Origin of the sequence: Collinsella sp. Sow4_D11 (assembly GCF_052116465.1) — a bacterium.
Lineage (GTDB): Bacteria > Actinomycetota > Coriobacteriia > Coriobacteriales > Coriobacteriaceae > Collinsella.
In genome coordinates, this window is the sequence record NZ_JBQKLA010000018.1 from 15,172 (window position 1) to 33,653 (window position 18,482).

Sequence of the window (18,482 nt, forward strand, 5' to 3'; positions counted from 1 at the left end):
TACCTATTTCTCGTCCGACTTATCGGTCTTGGCCGGAGCCTCGAAGCGATAACCGACGCCGTGAACGGTATAGAGCCACTTAGGCTTCTTGGGGTCGTCGCCCAGCTTGGCGCGAAGGTTCTTCACATGGCTGTCGATGGTGCGCTCGTAGCCCTCAAAGTCGTAGCCGAGCACCTTCTCGACCAGTTCCATACGGTTATAGACGCGACCGGGATGGCGAGCAAGCGTGGTGAGCAGCTTAAACTCGGAAGCGGTCAAATCGACTTCCTTGCCCTCGACCAAGATCTTGTGGCCCGAGATATCGATGACCAGATCGCCAAAGTCGAGTACCTCAACGGCGGGCTCGTCTGCCTGGTGAGCACGACGGAATAGGGCTCGAACGCGGGCGACGAGCTCGCGCGGCGAGAACGGCTTGATCAGGTAGTCGTCGGCACCAAGCTCGAGGCCGATGATGCGATCCTCGATCTCGCCCTTGGCGGTAAGCATGATGATGGGCACATCCGAGGTATCGCGGATAGTGCGGCAAACGCGCTCGCCGGGAATCTTGGGGAGCATAAGGTCGAGCACAACCAGGTCGAACTGGTGCTTCTCGAACTCCTCGATCGCAGACTGGCCATCGCCAACGCCAACAACCCAGTAGCCCTCGCGCTCGAGATAGGCAGCGACAGCGTCACGGATCGCCTTCTCGTCCTCGACCAGCAGAATCTTTTTTGCATCTGAAGCCATAACACGGCCCCCCTGTCTCAATTAGCTAAGAACAAGCCCATTTTAACGCACCCGAGCCCACCGGGCATCGCATGGGCGCGACAGCTCGGCGGGCGGTACTCACGGTTACAATGGGCTTATTCCCCCGTCGACGCCTTTTTAACCCCTCGGCGCTAAAGAGAGAACAGGCGAGCGGTAACCGTCTCGGGAATTCCTTGGCTATTGCGCACCGTGGCATAGGTTAAAAACGTATTCGATTTTCCCGCCGTAGCTGGATAATCGCCATATTCGAGAGCGCGGTCGGGCGACAGCAGCGAACCATAGGTTTTAGCGGAGGTATCGATCAGAAAATGCGACGCCTGAACCTTAACCAGATATTTGCCCTTCCTGCCGGCGGCGCACGCAAGCGGTTCGCGCGATAGAAATTGATACGGGCCGCCCTCGTTACCAATGTAGGTACCCATATTGCCCAGGCCGCCCACGCCGGCATAGGTCGCCTCAATGGAGAACACAAACGTATCGCCCATATATACGGCCTCGAAAGGTGACACCGACGAAGGAAGGACCAGCTGAGCCCTCTTGGTATTGTTGCCGTCCGTCAGGTCGATCGCCGTCATGCCGTAATAGACGCCCTCGTCATTGCGCACGCGGGGCGAGATAGTCAGGATGCCATCGCTCACGCGCGGTGCAGACGCAAAGCGGCCTGTCGACTTCCAGATTGCCTCCGCTTTAGATTCATCGAGCGAACGGCGGTAGCAATATGAATCGCTGCCGGTCTTATTGCCACCGGTCGAAGGCATCTTGTACCAGATGACCGACGAGTCAAAGGCGGTAAACAGCGGAGGGTCGTAATCCTCACCGCCGCGATCAAGCTCAACGGCATTACCAGTAAGCGCCGCGCCCGACAGGGTTTGCGCATAGAGCTTCCACGACGAATTCGCGTAGTTCATCTCAACCCACGCAAACACGCTATCGGTGGCGCGAACGTCGTAAAACGCATAACCGGAACCCTCGACAGGATCGTCAATCAACGTAGTGAGTGAGCCGTCCCCCATGTTGAACACGCCAAGCGTGTTGGCATGCAGCGCAGATGCGGGCGCCATCATCGCCGCAGCGTAACCGCCATCGCAGTAGTACAGCAGCGTCCCCAATGGCAACGTCCACGACGCCGTCGGCTTAAGATCAATGTCGACGGCCTCATACTCTTCGGTAATCGAGACGATCTTGGAATCATCTTTGATAACCTGCGGCTCACCGGCAGCATCATCGCTGGTGCCCGTTTTTTTCGAGCACCCCGCAAGCAGCGTGGCAGCACTCGCGGCAGCACCACCCAACACAAATCCTCGGCGCGTTACCCCATTCTTAACGCGATCAAAAATACTCATTAGGCAATCTCGGCACGCGCGGCCTCGATGGCACGCGTAAGCTGGTCGGCACAGGAGGTCTTTTTCATGCCGCACGTATTGCCGGCCAACACCTCAATCACGCGATCGGAAGAAACACCTTCGACCAATTTAGAGATGGCCTTGAGGTTGCCGTTGCAGCCGCCGGTAAACTCAACGCCCAGCACTTTGCTGCCGTCATCGGAAAGATTGAGGTGAATATTGCGAGTACACACGCCCTGGGGCTTGTAATCAAACGAAATCATGCGATCTCCTTCTCAGAATGTCATTCGAGACGACTATTATCCCCGTCTTTCCTTAAATGCAACGAGGCGCTTTACCGGCAACACACATTACCAGCAAAGCGCCCTAAAAAGCTAACGTTATGCCCGAACCTACTCGAAGTTCAGCTGCTCCAGACGATCGAAGACCGTATCGATGCGGGTGAGGAAGTCCCACGGATCAAAGATCTCGTCGAGCTTCTCCTGGCTGACGGTGCAGCGCGGATCGGCCTCGAGACGCTCCTTGAAGGTGGGGCCGGAAACGCAGTCCTGCACCTCATGCCAGGTCGCCATGGCGTTTTCCTGCACGATTGCGTAGGCGTCCTCACGGGTAATGCCCGTATCGACGAGGGCCAACAGAACCTTGGAGGAGAAGATGAGACCGCGGGTCTTGTTGAGGTTGGCCATCATGCGAGCCGGATACAGCTGGAGGCCATCGATAACACGGATAAGGCACTGGAACATGTGGTCAAGCGCGATAAAGCTATCGGCCTGGGCGACGCGCTCGGCAGAAGAGTGCGAAATGTCACGCTCATGCCACAGGGCGACGTTGTCGAAGGCGACCTGGGCGTTGGACTTCACGACGCGCGACAGGCCGCAGACCTTCTCCATGGTGATGGGGTTACGCTTGTGCGGCATGGCGGAGCTGCCCTTTTGACCCTTGCGGAACGGCTCCTCGGCCTCGAGTGTATCGGTCTTCTGCAGATTGCGAACCTCGGTAGCGATGCGCTCGCAGGTGGCCGCCGTGGTGGCAAGGACGCCGGCGAGGTAGGCATGATGGTCGCGGCTGATAACCTGCGTGGACAGCGGGTCGTGAACCAAACCCAGGTGCTCGCAGACATACTCCTCGACAAACGGCTCGATGGAGCTGTAGGTGCCAACGGCACCCGAGATGGCACCGAAGGCGACGTTCTTGCGAGCGTCCTCAAGGCGATCCAGATCGCGCTTGAGCTCCCAGGCCCAAGAGCCAAACTTCATACCAAAGGTCATAGGCTCGGCGTGGATGCCGTGAGTGCGACCGGCGCAGAGCGTGTTACGCTCCTCGAAAGCGCGACGTTTGCAGATCTCGCCGAGTTTCTTGACGTCCTCGATAATTAGGTCGCAGGCCTGGGTAAGCTGATAGCACAGGGCCGTATCGCCCAAGTCAGAGCTGGTCATGCCATAGTGAACCCAACGGCTGGGCTTAGGCTCGCCCTCGGGAACATCGGCGTCGATATACTCCTTCATATTGGTCAGGAAGGCAATGACGTCATGGCGCGTGACTTCTTCGATCTCGTCGACCTTCGCCTTCTCAAAGTTGGCGTGGTCGCGAATCCACTGAGCTTCTTCTTTAGAAATACCGATCTTGCCGAGCTCCGCCTGGGCCTCGCAGGCCAGAACCTCAATCTCCTGCCAAATGGCGTACTTGTTCTCGAGGGAGAAGATGTGTCCCATCTCCGGGCGGGTATAGCGATCGATCATAGCGGCTCCTTTTTGGTTATTGGCACGTTGGTCGTAACTCAACCATTGTACCGTGCGCAGGTGCAAGTATAGGCAGCAGGTATTAACCTAACATTTTGCCATTTGCCTAACGTTCACACCCTGTCGGGTTCGAGTCCCGGCGCTTTATTGAAAAAAGCACGACACCGTGATGGTGCCGTGCTTGTACTTTTAACTGGAGCGGGCAACGGGACTCGAACCCGCGAGTGTCAGCTTGGGAAGCTGATGCCTTACCACTTGGCGATGCCCGCATATGTGGGGGATAGTATAACGCGGTTGTCTTGTTTGATACAAGGGCACTAACCCTTGTTTTACGCATGGAAAATCATCTTCTTGTTGCTCGAATTGCGAAAACAGGGACTCGAGTAACCTGTTTTACACCGTCTTCTACCTGCTTTTTTGTTTGATTATCTAAAACCGGTCTCCATCTGTTGGGAACTTGGCAAGTTCTTGGTCAGCTCGCGGTACTTACCCGTATGACCCCCGGCGCTAATCTCATCCCACGCGCCGCAATCTCCCAGCGCGGCGCACAAAGGATAAGGAGCAGCCATGTCCAATGCACCCACGCACTCTGTCCACAGCGCAATCGCAACAGCACCGCTGCTCCTATTCCTCTTGTTGTTTCTAGCCTGCGCCACGCCTGGTACCGCCTGCGCCGTCGATGGAAACGATACGCTTAGTTTTCGCACCATCAGCGATATGTGCGGACCGTTTGGCATTGGCAAGTACGAGGCACAAGACGCCTCGATTTCTTACTGCATGAACCAAGACTGCCCCGGCCCCAGCAGCCCAGGAGGACCCTGGCGGACCTACAATCAGGGTTGGACATGGCTCGACAACGAGTTTGCCGCCGTCATCTGCCATGGATACCCCTCCGCCACATCATTTGGCGGCCATAACCTAACGGCCGAACGCGCCCGCGCCGCAACCCAGATTGCCGTGTGGATGCTCAAAGGAACCACGCGCCCCGATGGCTCTTTTGCGTATACAAACAACGCCGGCGTTGCCAAAAGCGGCAAGTTCGATCAAGACGCCGAGGTTGTCGCGGCGGCGCGCTGGCTCTACGACAACGCAAAAGCCGGAAATATTAAGGCCGACCCGCATCGCGCCAGACGCTATCACGGACCCGTCTCTAACGAAGGCCGGCACCAGGATATGCTCTACGTTTTGCCCACCATCAACGTATCCTTTGAGAAAAGATCTGCAGACACTGTCATTACCAGCGGGAACGATACGTATCAGTTAGGTGGGGCGACGTTTAACATCTTTGAGGAAAACACGGACAAACACGTCGGCAGCATCAAAATGGACGGCAACGGTCGTGCACGGGCAACACTTTTGCCCAACACGGCATACTACCTAATCGAAACCAAAGCGCCGACAGGCTATCTGTCCCGACGCGATCGCATTGCCTTTACCACCGGAAATAGCGGCGGACATGTCACAATCAACGAGCAGCCAGGTTCTATCACGCTGCGTGTCGTCAAAACCGATGCCGCCACGAATGCCGGAGCGCAGGCGGGAACCTCGCTCGCCAAAGCCGAATTTACCTGTGTCTCGCAATCTACCCCTGGGTGGACGCGCACCTTCACGACCGAAGGCGATGGCCAGGCGACCTTAAGCGGCATTCCCCTGGGAACCTTTACCCTCTACGAATCGAAAGCACCAGAGGGCTACCTGCTCCCCCATGACAGCTGGACCTATACGGTCGGCCCCAATCAACTAAACGACATGGGAGTCGTTGAGCTCGAACGCCGCATCCCCAATACTCATGTTGCGTTTGACCTCGAGATTTCCAAGTTCAAGGATTACGGGAACGGCGAGCAATCGGGATTAGAACAGCCAGCGGAAGGCGTCGTCTTTGAAATCGTCAGCAACAGCTCTAAGCAGGTCGTAGGCACATTGACGACAAATATCTATGGCTTCGCATCCACCAAAGACCAGCCCAAGGCCTGGTTTGGCGCGGGCACACGACCGGACGGCGTCCATGGAGCCATCCCCTACGATCGTGAGGGGTATACCGTTCGCGAGGTCCCGGAAACTGTTCCCACAGGCTTCAAGCGGGCAGAGGATTGGACCATCGCGCCCGAGCAGATCGCCGACGGAGCCAAGCTTCAGTACATAGTGGACAATCACACCCTTTCGACACATCTCCAAATCATCAAACGCGATGCCCAGACGGGAGCTTCCGTCCCCCTTGCCGGCTTTAGTTTTCAGCTGCTCAACAGCAACCGTGAACCCATCTCTCAAACATGCTGGTATCCGACGCACAACGTTATGAACACCTTTACCACCAATGCGACCGGCACCGTCACGTTGCCAGAATCGCTCAAGCCGGGCACATATTACGTACGAGAAGTCGCAGCCAAAGCGCCCTACCTTGTGGGCGACGAACTGAAGGTGACGATTCCTGCCGATGCGGATCTCACACCTATCGCCGCCGTCTCGTATTTCAACAGCGCGGCAACCGGAAGCATCGAGATCGTGAAGGCTGACGCAGTAGACGGCAGTGCCCTATCTGGTGCCAAGTTTGAAATTCGCGCTGCCGACGATATCGTTTGCCCCGATGGCCACATTGCCGCCCTTGCCGGTGAAGCCGTTGCCGCCGTCACAACCGATGAACAGGGTAAAGCTCGCGTAGACAACCTTTCGCTGGGTTGCGGAACGGCACGATACGAAGTCGTTGAAACCCAGTCTCCCGACGGCTATCTACTTGATCGGACAGCACATATCGTTGAGCTTGCTTATATCGACCAGAAGGTCCCCGTGGTCGAGTCGCAGATCGAATTGCCTAATGATTACACCAAGGTCGATTTCTCCAAGGTCGATATGACAGGCAAGCATGAAGTTAAAGGCGCCCGACTGGTCTTATGCGACGCCGATGGAACAGAGATTGATTCTTGGATATCATCCGAGCAGCCCCATCGCGTGGAGCACCTTGAACCCGGTTCTTATACCCTACGCGAAACAATGTCCCCGCGCTCCTATGACCTCGCTGAAGATGTATCCTTTGAAGTCGAGGATACGGGGAAGATCCAGGCCGTAACCATGACGGATGCACCGATTGAGATTAAGGGGAGCGTCGACAAGCGACAAGAAATCGCGCGGCCAACCGCAAAGGGAACAGTGGCGAACGGCGACGGTAAAAACCGGGCGGCGACGCAACCCGACAGTAAGGGCTCCTCTTCCTACACCATCGACGCTCAAAACGAATCGAGCACCTGGGTCGACGAGTTCACCGTCACCGACGATCTCGAATGTGCCAAAGACGGCACGGCCAAACTTGTCGCCATTAAAACCCCGATCACCGTCGGCGACTTAAACGGGCTCTGCAATGTTTGGTATCGAACGTCACCGGCAGACAAGTTGGGCATAAAGGAAAAGGCCAACGCCACACTTGACGATGAACACACCAACCCGTGGCTCGAGACAGCCGAGGTCAAAGAGCGGCTGGGCGAGGATGTGCGGATTGTCGATTACGACGGCTGGAGTCTTTGGAAAGCCAATGTCTCGACCACAGAGTCTTCCACCCTCGAAGTAAAGGACCTTACGCTTTCGGACGACGCTGTTATCACGGGGATTCGCTTTGAGTATGGCTCGGTTTCCGCAGACTTTACGACCCGGCGCGACAACGATTCTTGGAATCGCAATGGGCTTAAAGACGAGCATGACGACCTTGACGACGCGACGGCATCCCTCAAATCGGATTTACACGGAGCAATCATCCGGATGTGTGCAACCTCATCCTATACGCCCCAAACCGCACTCGCCAACAGTGCCCGTGTTGACCTTTGCCGCAACGGAGGAGGCGAAAAACTCGAGTCGCACGATAAAGATCGTGTTGTTCAAAAATGCGCCATTCCGCAGGATCTTCCAAATACGGGCAATGCACCCATCATCTCTTTTCTCACCGCATTATTGACCGCCGGTGGCACAGCAATTTGGCTCACTTGGCTAAGCTCGGCATCAAAAGAGGAATAGGTAGAAATAACGGGCGAGCCGATATGCCGGCTCGCCCGTTATCTGGCGTATGTAACCAAAGGCTATTCCGTAGACGCAGACCCGCCGTCAACAAGTTCCAGATCGCCATCCGAAATGCCGTCGGCACCCAAACTCTGCTCTTGCTCCACCTCTTCGCTCATCGTGGACCTGGGCGTCGACCCCTTAGCGCCCACGATATATGCGGCCCCCAGACCCATAGCGATGGCGATCAAAAACAGAACCACATAGACGGGCCAATGGCGTTTGATGTATGAAAACACGCTAACTCCTTAGAGGTCCGCTACGAACGGCGGATGACCTCGGTGACAACCTCGGACACCGTAGCGATGTTCGTCGGGTTGACGTTGTACGGCAAATCGTCTTCGGTGCGCGCGCAGGCAAGACGCGGGCCATCGACACCGGCAATTGTGAGGGCGCGACGGCTCGCCTCGAGCGCGGCATAGGCATCGGTCTTGGCATAGGGCATCTCAAACGCGCCACAATCAACGTGGAACGACTTGCACACCTTGCTGACCAGATTCATGATGCGGCGATCACCCTTGAGCAACTGTTGCTCGCCTTCGACCGTCACGACCGAAAGCCTACCGGCTCCAATGGACTCAAGATTGATAAAGAACACACCACGCAGCTTATCGCGATGGGCTTCGAGGAACGCCTTCATACCGGCGCCGTCACAATCCGAGGCACCCGTTGCCACAAACCAGATATCGTGACCAAGCAGCTCGTCATCACCCATGGAGGCAACAGCCGAAAGCATGTCCTCGGCAGAAGCGCCGTCAGAAGAGGTGGCACCGCCCTTCCAGCCGTTATCATCGTCCTCAAAGTTATCCCAAGAGCCGATACCGCGGCCAGACTTCTTGGCATCGTAGTCATCCTCGACGCCCAGCCAGTCGCTCATGCTGTTCTGCTCATTCTTCTTTTTGCGTCCGAACAAGCCGCCCAGACCGCGCTTCTGAGGCTTTGCCTCCTTGACGACGGGAGCCGAGATGGTTTCGATGGGCTGAGCGCCCGAAGAAACGGGCATGGAGGGGGCAACCGGCGCCGACGTGGGCTCGGGCCCCTGAGCCGTCGCGAAAGGATCGTCGGCCTGAGCCGAGGGGTCGGGGAGATCGAAGAGGGATGTGCGGGATGCGACGTTGGCCTGCTGCATCGAGGGCAGCGATGGATCGGGGACCGAGGCAAGCGGCGAAGAAGAAGGTGTGAGCACCGGAGCAGAAGCGGGATCGGGGATATTCATCTGCGGACGCGGTGCGGCCTTGGACGAAATCTGTGCCATGAGCGAATCAACCGTCTCGACCTGCGCCGATGCGGGGTTGGCAACCGTGGAGCCGGGATCGCTCGGGGCAGGCATGGTAAAGATCTGCGTAGAGTACGGCCTGGACTCATCGGCGTTAGAAATCACCGGTGTCTCTTCTTGCTCAACGACGACCGTCGCTTCGGCTTCAATCTCGTCGGCGGTGTTCGGCTCGGCGTCAACGTTCTCAACCTGCTCGGCATCGACACTCTCAGCCGGCTCGGCTTCGGGCGCCTCGATCTCATCTGCAGCATCCTGGGACTCATCGGAAACAGAAAGGGGCTCGGCGATGGCAGTACCCTGCTTCTCGAACGTTATCGTGGCATCGAACTTCGCGGCATCGAGCGTCTCGGTGGCGTCGATTGGCTGCTGGGCCTCGAAGGACGTCGTAGCCTCGGCGACCTCCGTCGCGGCAGGCTGCTCAGCCTCATGCTGTTCAAATTCCCGCGCCGCACGCTCACGCTCGGCCTCGGCAGCCTGCTGGTGGGCGATAGCCTCCTGCTCTGCCCCCTCGCGCGCAGCGGCACGCTTTTCCTCAAGGTCGTCGACAAGTTTTTTACCCTTAGCGAGCGCGCCCTTAAAGAAGCTTGAAGCGCTGGCTCCAATCGAAGAGAACGCAGATGCTATATCGGCATGGGGCGTCGCGACCGGTAGATCGGCCGAAAAATCGGTATCGCTCTCATAGGAAACGCGCTGCGGATACTCATCGTAATCGCTGGCGGAATCGTCGTACACATCCTGAACCACCGGAGCGGGTGCAGCGGTGTCCGGCTCGGGTGCAGGGCTGGGCTCGGGTTCCGTCTCGGGCTCGGTATCGACGACGGGCTCGTCGGCAGGCGCGGCGTCAGGTTCAACCGAAGCAGGCTCGGGATCGATCGTCGGCTCCTCGCCCTCTTCGTAATCAAGCGTGCACGACTCGGGAAGCATCCCCAGGGCACGAATGGCATCAGAACCAAAGCGAATATTACCGGCGGCATTGCGATACAGCTTAGGCTCGGGCTCGCTCGGCTCGGCGACAGCGGGCGCCCCAATCGACTCGACGGCATCCTCATCCGCGACCGGCTCGGCAGCAACCTCGGCTTCAGCCTGGGCCTCGGGAGCAATGACACCAATCAGGGTTTCGTCAGCTGAGGTACCCTCAAAGCCATCGATCTGTTCGTCAAAAACTTCGCCCTGCTCGGATTCGGGAGCGATCGGCTGGCCAAACTCGTCCTCGGTGTAGGAGGGCTCTTCATACTCGATGGTGTTGCCGTAGTCGTTTTGCTGCTGGGCAGCGGCATACTCAGCCGCCGCGCGCGCCATCTCCTCGGCACGACACTTTTGCTCACCAAAATAGTCATCAAACGGAATGTCGTTGGGGAACTCGTTTTCGCCCTGGTAAGGGGCAACGTTATCCATGACACCGAGCATCGCGGCTACAGAAGACTTATTGCAGACCGCACCGGACGTATAGGGAAGAACAAAACGGTTGGCAATGATATTGGCCGCGTTGGCGAGCGCCACAAGAGAGGCGAGGATCGCAACGATCCAAAGCAGAACCTTCAGAGCGCCGGGGAGCGGCAGAATACGCAGAATGGCGACGGCGGCGGGGACAATCGTGGCGACCGGCAGCATCTTGGCGATGAGCGCGCGATACGGCGCGTACGGTTCGCGAGCGAGGAGCTCGGCACGCGGAGAATCGTAATGGGCGACAACAACCACCGGACGGTTGCGCGGAGATGCAAGCGGACCTGTGGCCTTGTGATAGGCAATGACATTTTGACTCACGCCCGTCTTGCCCAGGCGAGAGATAACAGGGCGACCGGTACGCTCGAGCACATACAACACGGCACCGGCGATGGCCAGCAGAACACCGATTAAGCCGATGCTGCCGCCAATACCCATAAGCAGGGCACCGGCAAAAGACAGGATGCCTGTGACGGCAAATGCCAGCCTGCTCGGCGCAGGAGCGTTAAATTCCTGGACTTCGGGATCAAAGCCATGATTGCGGAAGATCTGGGCGATATCCTCGGCAGCCAAACGCTCTTCTTCGCTGCACGCCGGCGTGATGCCCGTGCCCTGCAGCAGGTGATTGATATAGTTCTGGGTGTTCGCCATGTGCGCTCCACATCCATAATCCGACAAATAGGCCCAATGCTTGCACATTAGAACCGTATATAGTCGAAAGTATACCCCGAGCGAACGCAATCGGCCGAAATCTGGGCATCTTAACGCACTGAGCGGACAAGGATATAGCCTAATCTCCATATCGGATTAAAATCATGGCATCAAATAACCTTCCCATGCGAGGATTCTATGACGGTAAGCGATATGACCGCGACAAACAAAACAAATGCGCCAGAACCCGGTTTCGACAAAACCGCCCAGCGTATCCTCAACCTTTTCTTTGTCCTCAACAGTTCCCCCGAGCCTCTAACAACCGAGCAGATTGTGCTGGATTCTGACCTAGGCTACGGATCGGGCAACGTCGACTCGGATAAGCGAAAGTTTCGCCGCGACCGCGACAAGCTACTCGAGCGGGGCATTGTGATCAAGGAAGTTCGCGCCGCGGGTGCCCAGGAGACCGAGGAGAGCGCCTGGACAATCGACCGTGAGCATACGTTTGCCGCGGGCGGCTTGATCACCGCAGACGATGCCGACATTCTGCTAAACGCTATCGATCAGACCCTCACCACGGGCTCTTCGGCCTTTGCGACCCCGCTCGCCGACATACGCTCCAAAATTTCCTATCTTACCGGCGAGACGAATACGGCCGAGCCCCCCGTTGTTCACTCGCCGACGGTCGATGCGGTATGGAGCGCGTTTGCCGACCGATGCGCGCTGCGTTTTTTGTATCAAAACGGACGGGGTGAGCAACGACAACGCACTGTTTGCGTCTACGGCATGTTCGAGCGTGAAGGAACAGCCTACTTTTGCGGCCTAGATGATGCCACCGGAAAAATCAGAACCTTTCGCTGCGATCGCATCGTTCGTGCGTGGCGCCCATCGCGGGCCTACGCCATTCCCGCAGACTTCAATCTCAACGATTACCTCTTCTTTGAATTCGATTTCTCCGATTGCCAACCCGTCACGGCAACTTTCTCGTTTGCTCCGCAGGCTCAATCCGACATGGTCCACGGCCTCACACGCGGGCGAGGCAGGCTCGAGCACGCCAAAGACGGCTGGACCTGGACCGTTGACGTTCGCGACCTGAATGCGGCGGCGTCATTTTGCATGGAACACAGCGTTGACGGTATGAGGCCCGTAGAGCCCAACGAACTCAAGCAGGCGTGGAACCGCCTCATCGAAAGGACAGTGAGCGCTCATGGCCGTGCGTAAGCTCACCAGCGAACAAAGGCTCTCGCGCTCCATTGACATTATGGAGGCACTCTATGCCGCCGGCGAGGCGGGCATGACGCGAGACGAAATCTGCAGTCGCTTCGATATCTCCGGAGCTTCGCTCGACGAGATCATCGGCATCATCTCGACGCTCGCAGACCGCGAATCGGGCGCGCGCATCATTTGCGAATGCCACGATGAACGTGTGGTTCTCATCGGCGATGCGGGCCGTGTGCTGCCGCTTCGCCTGAGTGCCGCCGAGGGCGCCGTACTCAACCATGAATTGGAGTCACTCGGAATCGAGGAGTGCGCGGCGGCGCGCATCCGGCGCGCACTCCTTCCGGCGGAACTCGGATACAACCAACGCGTTGACGATACCGTCGCCCGCGGATCTTATTGGCAGCAACTCTGCTGTGCAATCCAGGATGGCGTGCGATGCCTCGTCACCTACCGCTCCCTGGACGACCAGCATCCACGCAGGCGATTGATCGACCCCCTAAAGATCACGACCAACGGCGACCAAACGTACCTGATTGCCTGGGATGTCGAGGCAGACGGGCAGCGCTCCTACCGTATGGACAAGATCGAGGAGCTTCTGCTGACGGAAGACTCCGTCGTGCGTCACACGGCCGAAACCACGTCCCTGCACGATTCCCTTGCACAGGCAAGCCAGAGCGTTAAGCTCCTGATGCCGCTCGATATGGCAGAACGCGTGAGGTGGGCAGGTATCAGGTCAATTAAAGCCGATGGGGAGGGTACGGCAAGCGTGACCGTTTCCTATAGCTCCGAAAACTGGCTGTTTAGCCAGATTATCGCAGCGGGCGGAGCCATCCGCATCGCAGACGACCCCGCCCTTTCAAAGCGCCTATGTGATGCCGCTGAGGCACTGGCCTTCCGTTCTTAGCGATGGCGTTCGTGCGCTTGGCGCCATAACTGAAGATAGTGGCCGATCTGCGCCGTTTCGATGCGCTGATACGAGCTCGTAGGCAGCGATGTCAGAAATTTCTTGCCGTAACCCTTCGTCACCAGACGCGGGTCGGCCAAAATCAACACGCCGCAATCGGTCGATGAACGAATCAGGCGACCGGCCGCCTGCTTGACCTCGAGAACCGCCTCGGGCAGCGAGTAGCGTACCCAGGCGCGGTCCTCGCGCAGATTGCGCTCGCACGAGAGAGGATCGGTGGGGCTCGAGAATGGCAGCTTGGGGATAATGACGCATCTCAGCGTTTCGCCGCTGGCGTCGAAGCCCTCCCAAAAAGCCTTGAGAGCAAAGAGCGACGAGGTCGACTCGTTGATAAAGCGATCGCGCAAGCGACGGGGAGACGAATTGCGCTGCTGGCAATTGAGTTCCAGGCCGGCACGCGCCAGCTTGGGCTCAACCCGAGCGTACAGGTCTTCCATATCGCGGCGATTGGTGAACAGCGTGAGCACCGACCCGCCCATGGCAAGATGGGCATCGACCAGTACGCGCTCGAGCGCGGACAGATAGCCCTCGCGGTCGCGAGGGTCGGGAATGTCCCCCGCCACGACTACGGCCATGTTCGAATCGAAGTCATAGCTCGAATCCAGGTGCAGTGACGAGGATGCCGAAGCGCCAATGCGATCGAGGCCTACGGCATGGTTAAAGTGCTCAAAGCTCTTGGACACCGTCATGGTTGCCGAGGCAAAGATGGCCGTATGCACCTCGGGCAGCCACTCGTTCGCCAGGGCCTCGCCGATGTCGATGCGCTCGGCGGTCATGGATTCTCCGCCCGCACGTAGGCGGCGGTTGACCTGCAGCGAGTACACATAATGCTCGTCGGTGCCGTCAATGATGAGCTTGAGGTTCTCGGCCAGCTCGTGCAGACGGCGCGAAATATCGCCCAGGTCGACGACGACCTCGGGTTTATCGGCAGCGACAGCCTGCACCAGCGCGGCAACATTTTTATCCGCCTGCTCCAGGGCATCGATAGCAGCGCTGGCAGACTGCAAGAAGTCATGCCAGTCATCCGACTCGCGCAACTCGGGGCCAATCCACAGATTTGCGCTGTCGTAACCACCGCGGGCGCGACGGCCGAGCTCACGCACGCCGTCAAACACCTCGGCGAGTGCCATGCTCGCGCGTGCGACCGTAGACGTCGCCTTCGCGGTGAGCCCCAGATAAAGCGTGGAGCCTTCGGATGTCGCCAAATCACGAGATACCTGGCTCAATGCACCGGAGCTCGACCCGCCAAGGCGCTCAAATAGCACGCGAGATTCGTCTGCCGAGACCACGCGCGCCCACTGGCGGCGCGCCTCGCGCTCGATGGAATGGGCCTCGTCGATTACCCAGTGGCGGATGGGAGGCAAAATTCTCCCTTCGGCCGCAACGTTGCGAAACAGCAGGGAATGATTTGTGACCACGATATCGGCATGCGCCGCGCGACGACGGACACCGTGGACGAGGCATTTATCGGGGAAGAACGGACACAGGCGGCGAGCGCATTCGCGTGAGGCCGTCGTAAAGTCGGGACGGTTGACGCTGCGCCAGCGAATGCCGAGCGAATCGAGGTCACCATCGGCAGATTGGCACACATACGCCATGATCACCGCAACCGCTGTGAGCGTGTCGGCCGGATCGCGCTTGGTGGTAATCTCGGCCTGACTTCGGCTCATGCGCTCGAGTTTGCGCAGGCACGGATAGTGGTCATATCCCTTGAGCGCACAGAATGACAAGCCTCCGTCCAGCTGTTCGGCGAGTTTTGGCAGCTCGTGGTACATAAGCTGATCGGCAAGATTATTCGATTTGGTCGCAATGCCAACGGTAATGTTGTTTCGGCGGGCGGCCTCGGCAAAAGGCACGAGATACGCCATCGATTTACCGACGCCCGTACCGGCCTCTATCACGCGATGCGTATCCGTAACCAACGCGTCGCGTACCTCGAGCGCCATGGCAATCTGCTCGTCGCGCGGCTCATATGTGGGATACATGCGGCTGACTAGGCCACCAGGGGCATAATCCGCCTCAATCTCTTCGCGGCTCGGCATGCTAAGAACCGGCAGCTCGTCGGCATCCACGCGATCATCGGCGCGATCGGCCTTGAGCACGTCGGCGCGGGCGGCGGCAAGCGAGAAAATCGAGCCGGGGTTTTGACCTGCCAAAAACGAGAAAATGGGACGATAGGACCAAGGAACATCCGCGTGCATATCCGCCAGACGCGCCATAAGGCCCTGCGGCAAGTCCGTAAGGGCAACCAGCAGCACGCGCCACACCCCACACAGGGCATCGACATCGGCGTTTGCGCGGTGCGACACGGAGTCGCAGCCAAACAGATCGGCCATAAAGGACAACTTGTGCGATGCCAGGCGCGGCAGCGCGATACGGGACAGCGCCAGCGAATCGATCCAGATGTCGCTGACGTTGACACCGCCCTTGACCGATTCGATGAACGATCGGTCAAACGTGGCATTGTGCGCGATAACCGGGCACCCGCCCACAAAATCGGCGAGCGCAGCCACGGCCTCTACAGCCGAGGGGGCATCGGCCACATCGGCGTTTGTGATGCTTGTGAGCTCAGTGATTTCGGCAGGGATCAGCTGCTTGGGATGCACAAACGTATCAAAGCGGTCAACGACCTCGCGGCCCGAAAGACGGGCCGCGGAAATCTCGATAAGCTCGTTGTCCTGGACCGAAAGACCCGTGGTCTCGGTATCGAGGACGATAACATCCTCCTCGATAAGGCCAAACGATTGTGTGCGGGCACGATCGGCGAGCGTTGCATAGGATTCAATGACAAACTGCGGCGTTCCAGGAGATACAGCATCCTCGATTAGCATGCAATGCCCGCTCGACGGAGACCCATGCGAATCAGACTGTCACAGACCTGCGGGAAGGTCATGTCTTTGGTATGACGAATCTCGTCCGGATACAGCGACGTATCGGTCATACCGGGAATCGTATTGGTCTCGAGGATGACGGGGCCGTCCTCGCTCACGATAAAATCGCTGCGCGAAATGCCCAGGCAGCCGAGGGCTTTGTGGGCCGCACAGGCTAGTTCCTGGGCACGAGCATAGTTTTCGGGCGAAATCTGCGCCGGAATACGGTGGATATCCGTGGGATCGACGTACTTCACATCCAGGTCATAGAACTCGCAGTCCTCAGGCTTGCGAATCTCGACGATCGGCAGGGCGCGCACGTCATCCTCGCCGTAGACGCCTACGGTAATCTCGGTTCCCTCGATGCACTTTTCGACCAGCACCTTATCGCCGTACTCAAAGGCCTTGGCGATGGCGGCAGGCAGCTCAGAGGGCTCGTGTACCAGGGAGATACCGTAGCTGGAGCCGTTGACGGCGGGCTTTACAAAGCAACGCTCGCCGCAAATCTCAACGATGCGATCGATATCAACCTCGTCGCCCGCCTCAAGCGCCAAACCGGGGGCAATGGGGATGCCTGCCTTGGCATACAGAAGCTTTGAAACCTCTTTATCGGCGCCACACGCGCTGGCGAGCACACCCGACGCCGTATAGGGGATACCCAGCGTCTCCATGGCTCCCTGCATGGCGCCATCCTCGCCGCCGGCGCCGTGCATGGCGATAAACGCCACGTCAAAATCGCCAGTTGCCATAGTCACCATAAAATCATCGGCAGCCGTATCGAGCAGCTCCACCGAAGTGTAGCCAGCCTCCTTTAGGGCCACCACGACGTTCTTTCCCGAATTGAGCGAAATCTCGCGCTCGGCGGAATGGCCGCCCGCCAAGACCGCTACGTGCATGTTCTCTAGGCTTTTACCCGGCATGGGCAGACTCCTCCTCTATGATTTCTGCAGCTGATACCATATTGTAGCGATACCCCCTACGTTTCCCCAAAATCGAAAGGCTTCCATGAATCCCAGGACTAAATCTCAGGACATTCGCGACTTGAGCCAAAACGATATTCGCGAGCTCGTGGCCGAACTCGGCCAGCCCGCTTTCCGCGCGAAGCAGCTCATTGAATGGGTTTTTGAGAAGAACGTTTGTTCGTTTGACGATATGACCAACCTTCCCAAGGCTTTCCGCGAGCAGTTAAAGGAGGCATTTGCCTTCGACACGCCGACCGAGCTCACCAAGCAGGTGTCCAAGGACGGCTCTCGTAAATACCTACTCGAGTACCACGATGGCATTTCTGTCGAGACCGTCGGCATGCCCCGTCGCAACAAGCTCTCTGTCTGTGTATCCACCCAGGCCGGCTGCGGAATGGGCTGCGCTTTTTGCGCTACCGGCCTCAATGGCCTCAGGCGCTCGCTGACCGCCCAGGAAATCGTCGACCAGGTACTTCATGTTTCCAATGACTTTGGCGAGCGCGCGACAAGCGTAGTGTTCATGGGCCAGGGCGAGCCTTTTGCCAACTACGATGAGGTTCTTAAGGCGCTGCGCATCCTTAATGACCCCGACGGTATCGGCATTGGAGCGCGCCATCTCACCGTGTCTACCAGCGGTGTTATTCCTGGCATCCGTAAGTTTGCCGATATTCCCGAGCAGTTCACCCTAGCTGTCTCGCTGCACTCCGCTATCCAGTCCACACGCAATAAGCTCATGCCCGGTGTCAAGAAATACACACTCCTGCGCCTTCACGAGGCACTGCAGCTCTACACCGAGAAGACCGGCCGCCGTCCGACGTACGAATATGCCATGATCGAGGGCGTCAACGACACCAACCCCGAAATGCAGGCGCTCTGCGACTTCTGCGAGGGCACGCTGTGCCACGTCAACCTGATTCAGCTCAACGATATTGAGGGCAGCCCGCTCAAGCCGTCACCGATCCATAAGGTAGAAGACCTTCAACGCCGTCTTGAGTCCCGTGGTATCGAGACCACGATCCGCAACTCTCGTGGCAACGATATCGATGCGGCTTGTGGCCAACTCAAGCAGCGTTTCAAAGTTCAGAAGAACGCGTAGGGGAGACCAGCCTAAACGTTTCATGTGAAACATCAGAAAGCCCCGGTTGCTTAATTGCAACCGGGGCTGTTTCATATTCATCGATTATCTGCATCATACGATTGTCCGGCATTATTTAGGACGATATTA

Annotated in this window: 12 protein-coding genes and 1 tRNA gene; 4 read left to right on the plus strand and 9 right to left on the minus strand. The window is 58.0% G+C overall.

Features of this window, described 5'->3' with window-relative positions:
- Window positions 1-3: 3 nt before the first annotated feature.
- The 5 genes from ACTQ40_RS08010 to ACTQ40_RS08030 form a co-directional block, all read right to left on the minus strand.
- Window positions 4-726: a response regulator transcription factor gene (locus ACTQ40_RS08010; RefSeq protein ID WP_006236208.1), complete on the minus strand. Its 723-nt coding sequence runs from the start codon at window positions 724-726 to the stop codon at window positions 4-6.
- 152 nt (window positions 727-878) lie between these two features.
- Complete coding sequence (locus ACTQ40_RS08015) at window positions 879-2,042, minus strand: hypothetical protein (RefSeq protein WP_427794048.1); 1,164 nt, start codon at window positions 2,040-2,042, stop codon at window positions 879-881.
- A 47-nt stretch (window positions 2,043-2,089) separates the two neighbouring features.
- Window positions 2,090-2,353: a TIGR03905 family TSCPD domain-containing protein gene (locus ACTQ40_RS08020; RefSeq protein WP_441563780.1), complete on the minus strand. Its 264-nt coding sequence runs from the start codon at window positions 2,351-2,353 to the stop codon at window positions 2,090-2,092.
- 129 nt (window positions 2,354-2,482) lie between these two features.
- On the minus strand, window positions 2,483-3,829 hold the full coding sequence (gene purB, locus ACTQ40_RS08025) for an adenylosuccinate lyase (protein ID WP_441563782.1): 1,347 nt from the start codon (window positions 3,827-3,829) through the stop codon (window positions 2,483-2,485).
- 194 nt (window positions 3,830-4,023) lie between these two features.
- Window positions 4,024-4,098 (minus strand) — tRNA-Gly (locus ACTQ40_RS08030).
- A gap of 298 nt (window positions 4,099-4,396) precedes the next feature.
- Here ACTQ40_RS08030 and ACTQ40_RS08035 point away from each other — a divergent pair.
- Window positions 4,397-7,828 carry a SpaA isopeptide-forming pilin-related protein gene (locus tag ACTQ40_RS08035; RefSeq protein ID WP_441563784.1) on the plus strand — a complete coding sequence of 1,144 codons (3,432 nt, stop codon included), beginning with the start codon at window positions 4,397-4,399 and terminating at the stop codon, window positions 7,826-7,828.
- 62 nt (window positions 7,829-7,890) lie between these two features.
- Here ACTQ40_RS08035 and ACTQ40_RS08040 read toward each other — a convergent pair whose 3' ends face one another.
- Window positions 7,891-8,109 carry a hypothetical protein gene (locus ACTQ40_RS08040; RefSeq protein ID WP_427729007.1) on the minus strand — a complete coding sequence of 73 codons (219 nt, stop codon included), beginning with the start codon at window positions 8,107-8,109 and terminating at the stop codon, window positions 7,891-7,893.
- A 20-nt stretch (window positions 8,110-8,129) separates the two neighbouring features.
- Window positions 8,130-11,240, minus strand: a complete 3,111-nt coding sequence (locus ACTQ40_RS08045; RefSeq protein WP_441563786.1) for a hypothetical protein — start codon at window positions 11,238-11,240, stop codon at window positions 8,130-8,132.
- 198 nt (window positions 11,241-11,438) lie between these two features.
- On the opposite strand from ACTQ40_RS08045, the gene ACTQ40_RS08050 reads away from it, so the two are divergent.
- The gene (locus ACTQ40_RS08050) at window positions 11,439-12,461 is read left to right on the plus strand and encodes a helix-turn-helix transcriptional regulator (RefSeq protein ID WP_441563788.1); all 1,023 of its coding nucleotides are present in this window, start codon (window positions 11,439-11,441) and stop codon (window positions 12,459-12,461) included.
- On the plus strand, window positions 12,448-13,365 hold the full coding sequence (locus ACTQ40_RS08055) for a helix-turn-helix transcriptional regulator (RefSeq protein WP_441563790.1): 918 nt from the start codon (window positions 12,448-12,450) through the stop codon (window positions 13,363-13,365). Before ACTQ40_RS08050 ends, ACTQ40_RS08055 begins: the two co-directional genes overlap by 14 nt.
- On the opposite strand, the gene ACTQ40_RS08060 is transcribed toward ACTQ40_RS08055, so the two are convergent.
- On the minus strand, window positions 13,362-16,256 hold the full coding sequence (locus ACTQ40_RS08060) for a helicase C-terminal domain-containing protein (protein ID WP_441563792.1): 2,895 nt from the start codon (window positions 16,254-16,256) through the stop codon (window positions 13,362-13,364). The two genes, ACTQ40_RS08055 and ACTQ40_RS08060, sit on opposite strands and share 4 nt — an antisense overlap.
- Window positions 16,250-17,215 carry a D-alanine--D-alanine ligase family protein gene (locus tag ACTQ40_RS08065; RefSeq protein ID WP_427748142.1) on the minus strand — a complete coding sequence of 322 codons (966 nt, stop codon included), beginning with the start codon at window positions 17,213-17,215 and terminating at the stop codon, window positions 16,250-16,252. Before ACTQ40_RS08065 ends, ACTQ40_RS08060 begins: the two co-directional genes overlap by 7 nt.
- 85 nt (window positions 17,216-17,300) lie before the next feature.
- Here ACTQ40_RS08065 and rlmN point away from each other — a divergent pair, with 85 nt between their 5' ends.
- Entirely contained in the window at window positions 17,301-18,353 is a 1,053-nt protein-coding gene (gene rlmN / locus ACTQ40_RS08070; RefSeq protein ID WP_154516799.1) for a 23S rRNA (adenine(2503)-C(2))-methyltransferase RlmN, read from the plus strand.
- Window positions 18,354-18,482: the final 129 nt, after the last annotated feature.